The following is a 13,545-nucleotide window of genomic DNA, read 5'->3' as shown; positions in this document are numbered from 1 at the left end:
GACCATGACCGTCACCCCAGTCGCACTCACCCGTCCGGCGTCGGTCACCGACGCGTTCCTGCGCCAGCTCGTCGCCAGAGTGCCTGGCTCGGCCGGTGCGACCTGGCAGCTCACCGAGGTCTACACCGGCGAAACCCTGGTCGAGCTTCCGCAGTCGACGCCGTCCGACATCGAGCGGGCGTTCACCGTCGCGCGCGAGGCGCAGCGGAAGTGGGCGGCCACCCCGCTCAAACGGCGGCTGGCGGTGTTCAAGCGGGCGCACGCGCTCTTCGTCGACCGGGCGAGGACCGTCACCGACCTGATCCAGGTCGAAAGCGGCAAGAACCGGCAGATGGCGATCGAGGAGACCTGCGACCCGGCGATGGTGATGAGCCATTACCTCAAGCGGGCCGCCCGGCTCCTCGCGCCGACCAAGCGCGGCGGGCCGGTGCCGCTGCTGACGAACTCGACCGAGATCCGGCAGCCCAAGGGCGTCGTCGGCATCATCGCGCCGTGGAACTTTCCGTTCGCCACCGGCATTTCCGACGCCGTGCCCGCGCTGATGGCCGGGAACGCGGTGGTGCTCAAGCCGGACAACAAGACCGCGCTCTCACCGCTCTACGGCATCCGGCTGCTCGAAGAGGCCGGGCTGCCGGAGGGCCTGTTCCAGGTGGTGTGCGGTGAGGGCCCGGACGTCGGCCCGACGCTGATCGACAACGCCGACTACGTGATGTTCACCGGCTCCACCGCCACCGGCCGGGTGATCGGCGAGCGGGCCGGGCGCAACCTGATCGGCTGCTGCCTCGAACTCGGCGGCAAGAACCCGATGATCGTGCTGCCCGACGCCGATCTGAGCGAGGCCGTGCAGGGCGCGGTGTTCGGCGCGTTCGGCAACACCGGGCAGATCTGCATGCACATCGAGCGGATCTACCTGCCGGAATCGCGGTACGAGGAGTTCAAGAAGGCGTTCGTGGCCAAGGCCGAAGCGCTCGACGTGCGCGCCGCCTACGACTTCGGGCCCGACATGGGCTCGCTCGTCTCAGTCGACCACATGCGGCGCGTCAAGTCGCATGTGGACGATGCGGTGGCCAAGGGCGCCACCGTGCTCTGCGGTGGCAAGCCGCGCCCCGACCTCGGCCCGGCGTTCTTCGAGCCGACGATCCTCGAGGGCGTCACGAAGGACATGCTGTGCGGGGTCACCGAAACCTTCGGGCCCGTGGTCGCACTGCACCGGTACCGCACCGTGGACGACGCCGTGGAACTGGCCAACGACACCGACTACGGCCTCAACGCCTCGGTCTGGGGCAGCGATCTCGCCGCCGCGCGCGCCGTCGCCGCCCGCATCGAGTCGGGCAACGTCAACATCAACGACATCCTCGCCACCGCCTACGCCTCGAAGGGAACGCCGTCCGGCGGCGTGAAGACCTCGGGGGTCGGCGCCCGGCACGGCGATCAGGGGCTGCTCAAGTACACCGACGTGAAGAACCTGGCCGTGCTCAAGAAGCAGGTCATGGGACCGAAGCCGGGACAGGACCACGAGAAATACGTCAAAGGGATGCTTTCCGGCCTGAAGATCATGCGAAAGTTGCGCATTCGCTGATTGCCCGCGCCCGGATGGGCGAAACGTTTGCGCCAATGGCCCGAGGCGGCGGGTTCCCGTTGCCATGCAGAAGGATGAGAGTACCGGCGAGCGTGTAACGAGGCGGCCCGGGGTGCCGACGTCTCGGTTACGTGACGCGAGCCAAGGAGCCTCTCGATGATCACCTGCCGACTCTGCGGCTCGGCCCATCTCGCCAGCGTCGTCGACCTCGGCGCGACGCCACCGTGCGAACGTTTCCTGACCGCGGAGCAACTCGGCGAACCGGAACCCGCCTATCCCCTGCACCTCCGGGTGTGCACCGAATGCCGGCTCGCGCAGATTCCCCCGTTGATCACCCCCGAAGATACATTTACCGAATACGCCTATTTCTCGTCGTATTCCGCCTCCTGGGTGGAACACGCCAGTTCGTTCGTCGGCGAAGCCGTTTCGCGGCTCGGTCTCAGCGATTCCTCTTTTGTCGTCGAAGTCGCCAGCAACGACGGCTACCTTTTGCGGCACGTGGTGGAGCGCGGGATCCGCTGCCTCGGCGTGGAACCCTCGGTGAACGTGGGCGAGGCCGCGCGCGCGGCCGGGGTGCCCACAAAAACCGCCTTCCTCGGCCCCGAAACCGGGCACGAGGTCCGCGACGAGCACGGTCCCGCCGACCTCGTCGTGGCGAACAACGTCTACGCGCACATCCCGGACATCGCCGGCTTCACCCGCGGTCTCCGCGCCCTCGTCGCCGACGACGGCTGGGTCAGCATCGAGGTGCAGCACCTGCTGACGCTGATCCAGGAGAACCAGTACGACACCATCTACCACGAGCACTTCCAGTACTACACGGTGGAATCCGCACGCCGGGCACTGGCCGCCGGCGGTCTGTCCGTTGTGGACGTCGAACGCCTCCCAACCCACGGCGGCTCGATCCGGCTGTGGGCGCGCCCGGACGCCGTCGCCGGTGAGCCGAGCCGCCGGATGACCGAAGTGCTCGACGCCGAGAAGGCCGCCGGGCTGCACGAACTGTCCGGGTACACCGAATTCGCCGAACGGGTCACGAAGGTCCGGCTCGAGCTGACCAAGTTCCTCGTCGACGCGGCGCTCGACGGCCGGACCGTCGTCGGCTACGGCGCGCCCGGCAAGGGCAACACGCTGCTGAACCACTGCGGCATCCGCCCGGACTTGCTGCCCTACACCGTGGACCGCAACCCGTACAAGCACGGCCGGTTCACCCCCGGCACCCGGATCCCCGTCCTGCCCCCGGAGCGCATCGCGGCGGACAAGCCCGATTACGTGCTCGTCCTTCCGTGGAACCTGCGGACGGAACTGACCGCCCAGCTGGCCTACGTGGGCGACTGGGGCGGAAAACTCCTCTTCCCCATCCCGCACCTGGAAATCGTCGAGGTGAAGCAGTGAAGGTAGTCCTCTTCTGCGGCGGGTACGGCATGCGGATGCGCAACGGTGACGCGTCCGACGTACCCAAGCCGATGGCCATGGTCGGCCCGAGACCGCTGATCTGGCACGTGATGCGTTACTACGCGCACTTCGGGCACACCGAGTTCATCCTGTGCCTCGGTTACGGCGCGCACCACATCAAGGAGTTCTTCCTCGACTACCAGGAGACCGCCTCCAACGACTTCGTACTCCGCGACGGCAAGGCGGAACTGCTCTCGACCGACATCTCGGACTGGTCGATCTCGTTCGTGCACACCGGCCTCGAATCGGCCATCGGCGAGCGGCTGCGCCGGGTCCGCCCACACCTCGGCGGTGACGAGATGTTCCTCGCGAACTACGCCGACGTGCTCACCGACGCCCCGCTGCCGGAGATGATCGAGCGGTTTTCGCGGACCGACGCCGGCGCCTCGATGATGGTCGTGCCGCCGCAGTCCTCGTTCCACTGCGTGGAGATGGACGAAGGCGGCCGGATCGGCGCGCTGACGCCGGTGAGCGACATGCCGCTGTGGGAGAACGGCGGCTACTTCGTGCTGCGCCAGGAGGTCTTCGACCACATCCCGGCCGGTGGCGACCTGGTCGCCGACGGCTGCGGCGAACTGGCCAAGCGGGGCAGGCTGCTGGCCTACCCGTACCGCGGGTTCTGGAAGCCGACCGACACGGTCAAGGAACGGGTCCAGCTGGACGACGCCTACGCCCGCGGCGACCGCCCCTGGGCGCTGTGGGAGCACGAGCACGCGCCGGTGGGCATCGCGTGATCGGACTCGGCACCGGCGGCCTCGAGCGGGTCGCCGCACTCGGCGCGCACTGCGACGACATCGCCATCGGGGCGGGCGGCACCCTGCTGACGATCTGCGACGAGAACCCGGGCGTCCGGGTCGACGCACTGGTTCTTTCCGGCGGCGGCACCGAACGCGAGGCCGAGGAACGCGCCGCGCTGGCGGCCTTCTGTCCCGGCGCCGACCTCGAGATCACCGTGCTCAAGCTGCCGGACGGCCGGTTTCCCGCGCACTGGGAGGAAGCCAAGAACGGGCTGGAGGAACTGCGCCGCCGCACCGATCCGGACCTGGTCCTCTCCCCGCGCACGGCCGACGCCCACCAGGACCACCGCGGCCTGGCCAAGCTGGTGCCGACGGTCTTCCGCGCGCACCTGCACCTGGAGTACGAGATCGTCAAGTGGGACGGCGACCTCGGCAGGCCCGCGGCCTACGTCCCGCTCTCCCCCGGGCGCGCCGAGGACAAGGTCCGCCTGCTGCGCGAGCACTACCCCTCGCAACGGCACCGCCCCTGGTACGACCGGGAAGCCTTTCTCGGCCTCGCGCGCATTCGCGGTGTCGAATGCGGGCACCGGTACGCGGAAGCCTTCGACCTCAGGAAACTCACGCTCGACCTCTCTTCGAAAGGCTGACCGCATGCGCGTGCTGCTGACCGGGCACAAGGGTTACCTGGGCACGGTGATGGCCCCGGTGCTGGCCGACGCCGGCCACGAGGTGACCGGGCTCGACTCCGGGCTCTTCGACTCCTGCGTGCTGGGCCCGCCCCCGGCCGACCCCGGCGGGCACGAGGTGGACCTGCGCGACGTCACCGCCGCGCATGTGTCCGATGTGGACGCCGTGATCCACCTCGCCGCGTTGTCCAACGACCCGCTCGGTTCGCTGGCACCGGAACTGACCTACGACATCAACCACCACGCGTCGGTCCGGCTCGCCCGGCTGGCGAAGGAGGCGGGTGTCCGGCGCTTCCTGTACGCCTCGACCTGCTCGGTCTACGGCGCTTCGAGCAACGACGGGCTGGTCGACGAAGACGCGCCGTTGCGCCCGGTGACGCCCTACGCCGAGTCGAAGGTGCGAGTCGAGGACGACGTCGCCGACCTCGCCGACGACGACTTCACGCCGGTGTTCCTGCGCAACGCCACCGCGTTCGGCTTCTCGCCGCGGCTGCGCGCGGACATCGTGCTCAACAACCTCACCGCGCACGCCCACGTTTCCGGTGAGGTGCTGGTGCTTTCCGACGGCACCCCGTGGCGTCCGCTGGTGCACGCCAAGGACATCGCACGGGCCTTCACCGCGGCGCTGGAGGCACCGAAGGAAGCCGTGCACGGCAGGGCGTTCAACATCGGCACCGAGCGCAACAACGTGACCGTGGCCGAGATCGCGCAGCAGGTCGTCGAGGCCGTGCCCGGCTCGATCCTGCGGATCACCGGCGAATCCGGGGCGGACCCGCGGTCCTACCGCGTCGACTTCGGTCGGTTCCGCGACGCGGTTCCCGGCTTCGAATGCGACTGGTCGGTCAAGGACGGCGCGCTCGAACTGATCCACGCCTACCGGCGCCACGGCCTGACCGAGCGCGACTTCACCCAGTGCTTCACCCGGCTGACCACACTCACCGCGCGGGCCGCCGCCGGCGAGATCGACGAAACGCTGCGCAGACGGTGAGACCGGTGAACAGCTACCGGGACCTGGAATCCGGCGCCGACCTGCGCAAGCTGGTCGAGCGCCTGTACCCGCTGTGCCGCAGCATCACCGGCGACGGGGTGCGCCGCACGCTGGAGATCCTCGGTGAGCACCTGCCGCTCACGGTCCACGAGGTGCCCACCGGCACCCAGGTGCTGGACTGGACCGTGCCGCGGGAATGGAACATCCGCGACGCCTACGTCAAGGACGCGAGCGGGCACCGCGTCATCGACTTCCACGAGTCGAACCTGCACGTGGTCGGCTACAGCGTGCCGGTATCACGGACGATGCCGCTGGCCGAGCTGCGCGAACACCTGCACACGCTGCCCGATCACCCGTCCTGGGTGCCGTACCGGACCAGCTACTACACCCCGGCGTGGGGCTTCTGCCTGGCGCAGGAAACCCTCGACGCACTGCCGGACGGCGATTACGAGGCGCACATCGAATCCACTTTGGACGATGGGCACCTGACCTACGCCGAGCACGTCGTACCGGGCCGCGTCGCCGACGAGGTGCTCGTCTCCTGCCACACCTGCCACCCGTCGCTGGCCAACGACAACCTCGCCGGGATCGCCATCGCCGCCGCGTTCGCCCAGCGCCTCGAGAATCCCCACTACACCTACCGGTTCCTGTTCATGCCCGGCACGATCGGCGCCATCACCTGGCTCGCGCGCAACCGCGAGCGCACCGGGCGGATCAGGGCGGGACTGGTGCTGGCGTGCGCCGGTGACCCAGGACCGCTGACCTACAAGCGAAGCCGCCGCGGCGACGCCGAGATCGACCGTGTGCTGGCGTATGTCCTGGCTGGGCGCGCCCACACCATCGCCGACTTCTCGCCGTACGGTTACGACGAGCGCCAGTTCTGCTCCCCCGGCTTCAACCTCGGGGTCGGTTCGCTGACCAGGACGCCGTACGCGGGCTATCCCGAGTACCACACCTCGGCCGACAATCTGGATTTCATCTCCACCGACGCCATGGAGGAAACCCTCCGGACCCTGCTCGACGCGTACGCCGTGCTCGACCGCAACCGCACCTGCGTCAACCTCAGCCCGTACGGCGAGCCGCAACTCGGCAAGCGGGGGCTGTACGACTCGCTCGGCGGTCGGAGCGACGCCAAGCAGGCCCAGATGGCGATGCTCTGGGTGCTCAACCTCTCCGACGGTGAGCACAGCCTGCTCGACATCGCCGAGCGATCCGGCCTGCCCTTCGACTCCGTCGCAGCCGCCGCCGGCGCGCTGCACGACGCCGGATTGCTGGAGGGGTGAGGCCGATGCGGTCGATCCTGCGGTCGCGGGCGGCGCGGGCGATGGCCGGACGGCTCAGCTGGGGCCTTGGCGACCAGGCCGTGTCCAGCCTCACCAATTTCGCGGTCGGCCTCTACGTCGCGCGCTCGCTCGGCACCACGGCGTTCGGCTTGTTCAGCCTCGCCTGGGTCAGCTACGGCGTGGTGCTCAACCTCTCGCGGGGCCTGAGCACCGACCCGCTGATGGTGCGGTTCTCCGGGGTGTCCGCCGACGCCTGGCGCGACGCGACCAGGCAGGCGACCGGCACGGCGCTCACCGCGGGTTTCGCGGCGAGCGCCGTCAGCGTGGGGGCCGGTCTGCTGGTGAGCGGGAACATCGGCAAGGCGTTCGTCGCGCTCGGTTTTGTCCTCCCTGCCCTGCTGCTCCAGGACGCCTGGCGGTTCGCCTTCTTCGCCGCCGGGCACGGCAAGAAAGCCTTTGTCAACGACGTGGTCTGGGGCATCGCGCTGGTCCCGGCGCTGTATCTGGCGAACCAGCTCGACAACTCCGCCGCGTTCATCCTGGCGTGGGGGCTGTCCGGCGCCGTAGCCGCGGCCTACGGCTGCTTGCAGGCCGGGGTCATGCCGGATCCGCGCGGCACGCTCGACTGGCTCAGGCGGCATCGCGATCTCGGCACCCGGTACCTGATCGAGAACGTCAGCAACAGCGGCTCGGCACAACTGCGGATGTACGGTCTCGGCGCGATCGCCGGGTTGGCGAGCGTCGGTGCGGTGCGCGGCGCCGAACTGCTGCTCGGGCCGTTCTTCGCCCTGTTGATGGGGCTTTCACTGGTCACCGTGGCCGAAAGCGCGCGGGTGCTGCAACGGGCACCGCACCGCCTGCGGCACTTCTGCGCGGTTCTGGGAACGGCGCAGGCGGCCGCGGCCCTGCTCTGGGGCATCGCGCTGCTCCTGATCCCGGACGGCGCCGGCCGGTTCGTGCTCGGTGACGTCTGGGAGCCCGCGTCGGCCCTGATCGTCCCGGTGACCATCGGGATCGCCGCCGCGGGGTTCACCACCGGCGCCGCCGCCGGACTGCGTGCGCTCGGGGCGGCGAAACGGAGCCTTCGCGCCCAGCTGACCGCCTCGGCGGCCTACGTCGGGTTCGGGCTCATCGGCGCCTTCCTGGCCGGGGCGCCCGGATCCGCCTGGGGCGTCGCGGTGGCGGTCACCAGCGGCTCGGCGGTGTGGTGGCGCCAGCTCCACCTCGCTCTCAAGGAACGCCTGACTTCGGAGAAGGAAGAAATGGGGACGTCATGAGCACCGCTCCTCGGCTGAGCATCGGGCTCCCGGTCTACAACGGCGAGGACTACCTCGCCGAATCGCTCGACGCACTGCTCGGCCAAACCTACGACAACTTCGAACTGATCATTTCCGACAACGCTTCGACGGACCGGACCGAGGAGATCGGCCGCGCCTACGCGAGGCGGGATCCCCGCGTGCGCTACGTGCGCCAGCCGGTCAACATCGGCTGCGCGCCCAACCACAACTACCTGGTCGACGTGGCCCGCGGCGAGTTGTTCAAGTGGGCCTCCGACGACGACCTCTACGCGCGGGACCTGCTCGAACGCTGCGTCGAAGCGCTCGACGAGCACCCGGAGTTCGTGCTGTCGCACTCGTGGACGGCGATGATCGACGAGCACGCCGTGGTCACGCAGGCGCTGGAGTACCCGCTCGACACGAGTTCGCCGCACGCGCCGGAACGCTTCCGCAGCACGCTGTTCGCCCCCGGCGGGGACGACGACGGCGCCGTCGTCCGGACCGAGGTGCTGCGCCGGGTCGCACCGCTGGACAGCTACCACCACGCGGACCGGACGATCATCTCCGAGCTGGCCCTGCACGGCCCGTTCCACCAGGTGCCCGACTGGCTGTATTTCCGCCGAGACCACCCCGGCCGCTCCGAGCACGAGTACCCGACCGTCCGCAAGCGCGCCAGCAACCTGGACCCGAAGCGCGCCGACCGGCTGCGGCATCCGATGATCCGGCTGCTCGGCGAGTACGTGCTGGGTTACGTCAACGCGATCCGGCGCGCGCCGATCTCCGCCGCGGACAAGCGCGAATGCTTCCGGTACCTGCGGCAGTGGCTGCTGAACCGGGCGGGCAACCCGGCCATGGGCAAGATGCCGATCCAGGCCACCGCGGAACTCGGCCCGCGCCAGGTGTCGGTGGGCTCGGTCGTGCCAGGTCAGAAGGGCGGAACGCCTTGACCCCACCGGCCAGGATCGGGCTGTTCGGGCTGCTCGGCTCCGGGAATCTCGGCAACGACGGTTCCTTCGAAGCGGTGCTCGCGTACCTGCGCGCGCACCACCCGGACGCCGCGATCAGCGTGATGTGCGGTGGTCCGGAGATCGTCGCTTCGCGCTACGGCCTCGAAACGACCCCGCTGAACTGGTACGCCCGGGAATACCGGACGGTGTCGGGGCTGTCGTCGATCGTCGCGAAGGCCGTGGGCAAGCTCGTCGACATCGGGCGCACGGCGGCCTGGGTCCGCAGGCAGGATCTGGTGATCGTGCCGGGCATGGGCGTGCTCGAATCCACGCTGCCGTTGCGGCCGTGGGGCTTCCCGTACTCCCTGTTGCTGCTGACCGCCTCGGGCAGGCTCGCCGGCACCAAGGTGGCGCTGCTCAGCGTCGGAGCCAGTGCGAGCAGCCACCGGGCCACCCGCGCGATCTTCGCCTGGGCGGCGCGGCTGGCGTCGTTCCGGTCCTATCGGGACGAACCCTCGCGCGAGGCGGTGCGCGCGCTGGGCGTGGACGTCACGGCCGACCGTGTGTACCCCGACCTCGCGTTCGCCCTTCCGGTACCGGAGGAACCGGTGGTCCCCCGGTCCGTCGGGGTCGGCGTGATGGCCTACCGCGGCGGGAACGACGACCGGGCGCGAGCGGCTGAACTCTATGACTCCTATGTGGACACGATGATCCGGTTCGTCGCGAAGCTGGCCGGTGACGGCCGCCAGGTCCGCCTGTTCATCGGAGACCAGGCCGACCGGCAGGTCGTCGAGGAGATCGTGACCGAACTCGGTTCACCACTGGTCTCCGCGCCCGAGACCTCCACTTTGGCCGAAGTGATGCGGGCCATGTCGACCGTCGAAACCGTGGTCGCCACCCGGTACCACAACGTGCTGTGCGCGCTGAAGCTGGCAAAACCGACCCTGTCCCTCGGGTACGCCCGCAAGAACGACGTCCTGATGACGCAGCTGGGTCTCGGCGAGTTCTGCCGGTCCGTACGGGACATCGAGGTCGGCGACCTGGTCGGCCGGTTCACCGAACTGGAGAAGCGGGCGGACGAGCTGCACGCGACCCTGAGGGCCCGCGGTGCCGAGCAGACGCGGCTGCTGGAGCGGCAGTTCGCCGAACTGTCGGCCACCTTCCTGCCGGAGGGAGCCCGATGAAGGCGATCCCGGTACCCGCCATCGCGGGGGCGTACCTGTTCGAACCGGCCCCGCACACCGACGAACGCGGCTTCTTCTGCCGCACCTTCGACGCCGACGTGGTCCGCTCGGCAGGCATCGACCACCACGCTTTCGTCCAGGACAGCGTGTCCCGGTCGCGCAAGGGTGTGGTGCGCGGGATGCACCTCCGTTCAGGACGCGGCGAAGCGAAACTGGTCCGGTGTTCGTGGGGCGCGGTGTTCGACGTCGTGGTCGACCTGAGGCCGGATTCGCCGACCTATCTCGGCAAGGAGACGTTCGAACTGTCCGGCGAGACCCAGGTTTCGCTCTACGTCCCGGCCGGGTGCGCACACGGATTCCAGGCGCTCACCGACATCGCGGACATCTCCTACCGGATCGACCGCGCGCACGACCCCGCCGAAGATGTCGCGATCGCCCACGACGACCCGGTACTGGCCATCGGCTGGCCGCTGCCGGTGTCGCTGCTCTCGGAGCGGGACCGCCTGGCGCCCCCGCTCGCCGAGGCACTGAAGAACACGAGGTGAGTCCAGGTGCAGCTTCCCCGATCCAGCCGGGCCAACGAGCGCCTGCACGCGATGATCCCCGGCGGTGCGCACACCTACGCCAAGGGCGATGACCAGTACCCCGAGGGCCTGGCACCGGTCATTTCCCACGGGCGCGGCGCGCACGTCTGGGACGTCGACGGGAACGAGTACATCGAGTACGGCTCGGGCCTGCGTGCGGTCAGCCTCGGTCACGTCCACCCGAGGGTCACCGAGGCCGTCCGGCGCGAGATCGACCGGGGCGCCAACTTCGTCCGTCCGTCCATTGTGGAGGAGAAGGCGGCCGAGCGGTTCCTGGCCACCGTGCCCACCGCGGAGATGGTCAAGTTCGCCAAGAACGGCTCGGACGCCACCACCGCGGCGGTCAAGCTCGCCAGGGCGGCCACCGGCAGGCCGCTGGTGGCGATCTGCCGTGACCACGCCTTCTTCTCCATCGACGACTGGTTCATCGGCACGACGCCGATGTCCGCCGGTGTCCCCGGTGAGATCACCGGACTGACCGTGTCGTTCCCGTACGGCGACCTGGCGGCCGCGGAGGAACTGCTGCGGGAGCACGCCGGGCAGGTCGCCTGCCTGGTGCTGGAGGCCGCCAACCAGGTCGAACCGCCCGCGGGGTACCTCAGCGGCCTGCGGGCACTGGCCGACCGGTACGGCTGCGTGCTGGTCTTCGACGAGATGATCACCGGTTTCCGCTGGTCCGAGGCGGGCGCGCAGGGCATGTACGGGGTCACGCCGGACCTGTCGACCTTCGGCAAGGCGCTCGGCAACGGGTTCGCCGTCTCGGCGCTGGCGGGCAGGCGGGAACTGATGGAACTCGGCGGGCTCCGCACCGGCCGCGACCGCGTTTTCCTGCTCTCCACCACGCACGGTGCCGAAACGCACTCACTGGCCGCCGCGATCGCGGTGCTGGAGACCTACACCGAGGAGGGTGTCTCGGCCCGGCTGCACGTGCTCGGTGAACGGCTCGCCGCCGGGGTCCGCGAAGTCGCGGCCTCGGCGGGCGTCGAAGAGAACGTCGTCGTGCGCGGCCGGGCGAGCAACCTCGTCTTCGGCACGCTCGACGCGGAGAGGAGACCGTCGCAGGACTACCGAACGCTGTTCCTGCGGCAGCTGGTCACCGGCGGGGTCCTCGGGCCGTCGTTCGTGGTCAGCAGCGCACTGTCCGAAGAAGACATCGACCGGACGGTCGAAGTGGTCGCGCAGGCTTGCCTGGTGTACCGCAAAGCACTCGACGCGGATGACCCGGCGCCGTGGCTGGGTGGCCGTCCGGTGAAGCCGGTATTTCGGAGAAGGGTATGACGTTCGGGTTCAGACATCGTCCGACCGGCACGCGGGTGCTTCCGCTCGTGCTGTCGGTGTTACTGCTCCAGGTCACCGTCGCGTCCACCGCGGTGACGGCCGAGGAATCCACGGGAACAATGGCAAGCGGGGTGTGCGGCACCACCGTCGGCGTGCCCACGGCCCCGGCCGGGGCGGAGATCATCCAGCCGGGTACCGACCTGACCAGCCGCACCACGTCGAGTCCGGCGGGCTCGACGTTCTGGCTGGCTCCCGGCACGCACACGCTGAGTTCGGACCAGTTCGGCCAGGTGATGCCGAAGGACGGCAACGTCTACCTCGGCGCGCCGGGCTCGGTCCTCGACGGGCGCGGCATCAACCGCGCGGCCTTCACCACGGCGGCCAAGGACGTGGTGATCCGGGGGTTGACCATCCGCGGCTTCGTCGCGGAACGGGACCAGGGCGTGGTCAACCACGACTCCGGTGACCGCTGGATCATCGAAGGCAACGTCATCGAGAACAACGAGGGTGCCGCGCTGATGGCCGGGGCCGGTCAGCAGGTGCTGGGCAACTGCCTGCGGAACAACGGCCAGTACGGCATCAACGCCTACCGGACCACGGGCGGGATCACCGACCTGGTCATCGAGGGCAACGAGATCACCGGCAACAACACCGGCGACTGGGAGACCAAGATCCCGGGCTGCGGGTGCAGCGGCGGCGCGAAGTTCTGGGCCGTCGACGGTGCCGACATCATCGGCAACTGGGTACACCACAACCACGGTGTCGGGCTCTGGGCCGACACGAACAACAACGACTTCCTGGTCGAAGGCAACGTGATCGAGGACAACGCCTCCGAAGGGCTGTTCTACGAAATCTCCTACAACCTGGAGGTCGTCGGGAACACCTTCAACCGCAACTCGCTGGTCCAGGGCCGCAACCGAGCCGCCAAGGGCGACAACTTCCCGGTCGGTTCGATCTACATCAGCGAGTCCGGCGGGGAACCGCGGCTCCCGGCCCGTACCGACGGGATCGTGATCCGGGGAAACATGTTCTCCGAGAACTGGTCGGGGATCACGCTGTGGGAGAACGCGGACCGGTTCTGCAACAGCCCGGCCAACACCTCGACGCTGTCCTGCACGGCGCTGGTTTCGCCGACCTCCGCCTGTTCCGCGCCGGCCATCGCCAGCGAACCGCTCTACGGCGACTGCCGCTGGAAGACGCAGCGCGTTTCGGTGCACGACAACACCTTCGAGTTCGACTCCACGATGGAAGGCTGCCTGTCGCTGTGCGGGCGGATGGCGGTGCTGTCGAACTACGGGACCTTCCCGGCGTGGTCGCCGTACAAGGGCTCGGTGATCTCGGAGGCGGTCACCTTCAAGCAGGACAACCGGTGGTACGACAACAAGTACTACGGGCCGTGGACGTTCGTCGCCCACGACACGTCCCGGAAGCTGACCCCGGCGCAGTGGCAGGCCGCACCGTACTCGCAGGACGTGTGCAGCGTGTTCGGCGAGACCGAAACCTGCTGACCGTTCGTCGACCCGTCGTGCGATGAAGGTGACTTCATCGCT

12 protein-coding genes are annotated in these 13,545 nt (G+C 69.1%); all 12 read left to right on the top strand.

The annotated features are described in order from the left end of the window. Window positions 1–4 precede the first annotated feature (4 nt). Window positions 5–1,579 (top strand): succinic semialdehyde dehydrogenase, encoded by a 1,575-nt coding sequence (locus YIM_RS21455; RefSeq protein ID WP_153032049.1) that lies wholly within the window; start codon window positions 5–7, stop codon window positions 1,577–1,579. Window positions 1,580–1,735: 156 nt separating this feature from the next. Further along, window positions 1,736–2,971 carry a class I SAM-dependent methyltransferase gene (locus tag YIM_RS21450; protein ID WP_153032048.1) on the top strand — a complete coding sequence of 412 codons (1,236 nt, stop codon included), beginning with the start codon at window positions 1,736–1,738 and terminating at the stop codon, window positions 2,969–2,971. Further along, complete coding sequence (locus tag YIM_RS21445; RefSeq protein ID WP_153032047.1) at window positions 2,968–3,765, top strand: glucose-1-phosphate cytidylyltransferase; 798 nt, start codon at window positions 2,968–2,970, stop codon at window positions 3,763–3,765. Before YIM_RS21450 ends, YIM_RS21445 begins: the two co-directional genes overlap by 4 nt. Beyond that, a complete protein-coding gene (locus YIM_RS21440) occupies window positions 3,762–4,415 on the top strand; it encodes a PIG-L deacetylase family protein (protein ID WP_153032046.1) in 654 nt (217 codons plus the stop codon). The genes YIM_RS21445 and YIM_RS21440 overlap by 4 nt, the downstream gene beginning before the upstream one ends. Window positions 4,416–4,419: 4 nt before the next feature. Continuing rightward, window positions 4,420–5,442: an NAD(P)-dependent oxidoreductase gene (locus YIM_RS21435; protein ID WP_153032045.1), complete on the top strand. Its 1,023-nt coding sequence runs from the start codon at window positions 4,420–4,422 to the stop codon at window positions 5,440–5,442. A 5-nt stretch (window positions 5,443–5,447) separates the two neighbouring features. Next, on the top strand, window positions 5,448–6,725 hold the full coding sequence (locus YIM_RS21430; protein ID WP_228004873.1) for a DUF4910 domain-containing protein: 1,278 nt from the start codon (window positions 5,448–5,450) through the stop codon (window positions 6,723–6,725). A 5-nt stretch (window positions 6,726–6,730) separates the two neighbouring features. After that, on the top strand, window positions 6,731–8,002 hold the full coding sequence (locus YIM_RS21425) for a hypothetical protein (protein WP_153032044.1): 1,272 nt from the start codon (window positions 6,731–6,733) through the stop codon (window positions 8,000–8,002). Beyond that, window positions 7,999–8,949 carry a glycosyltransferase family A protein gene (locus YIM_RS21420; protein WP_153032043.1) on the top strand — a complete coding sequence of 317 codons (951 nt, stop codon included), beginning with the start codon at window positions 7,999–8,001 and terminating at the stop codon, window positions 8,947–8,949. The genes YIM_RS21425 and YIM_RS21420 overlap by 4 nt, the downstream gene beginning before the upstream one ends. Next, on the top strand, window positions 8,946–10,133 hold the full coding sequence (locus YIM_RS21415) for a polysaccharide pyruvyl transferase family protein (protein ID WP_153032042.1): 1,188 nt from the start codon (window positions 8,946–8,948) through the stop codon (window positions 10,131–10,133). Before YIM_RS21420 ends, YIM_RS21415 begins: the two co-directional genes overlap by 4 nt. Continuing rightward, window positions 10,130–10,678, top strand: coding sequence for a dTDP-4-dehydrorhamnose 3,5-epimerase (gene rfbC / locus YIM_RS21410; RefSeq protein ID WP_153032041.1), 549 nt, complete (start codon window positions 10,130–10,132; stop codon window positions 10,676–10,678). Before YIM_RS21415 ends, rfbC begins: the two co-directional genes overlap by 4 nt. A gap of 6 nt (window positions 10,679–10,684) precedes the next feature. Continuing rightward, window positions 10,685–11,995, top strand: coding sequence for a glutamate-1-semialdehyde 2,1-aminomutase (locus YIM_RS21405; RefSeq protein ID WP_228004872.1), 1,311 nt, complete (start codon window positions 10,685–10,687; stop codon window positions 11,993–11,995). Further along, window positions 11,992–13,503 carry a right-handed parallel beta-helix repeat-containing protein gene (locus tag YIM_RS21400; protein WP_153032040.1) on the top strand — a complete coding sequence of 504 codons (1,512 nt, stop codon included), beginning with the start codon at window positions 11,992–11,994 and terminating at the stop codon, window positions 13,501–13,503. The genes YIM_RS21405 and YIM_RS21400 overlap by 4 nt, the downstream gene beginning before the upstream one ends. Window positions 13,504–13,545: the final 42 nt, after the last annotated feature.

Origin of the sequence: Amycolatopsis sp. YIM 10 (assembly GCF_009429145.1) — a bacterium.
Taxonomy (GTDB): Bacteria; Actinomycetota; Actinomycetes; order Mycobacteriales; family Pseudonocardiaceae; genus Amycolatopsis.
The sequence above is the reverse complement of the archived record's forward strand: the minus strand, read 5'-3'. Positions and strand labels throughout refer to the sequence as shown.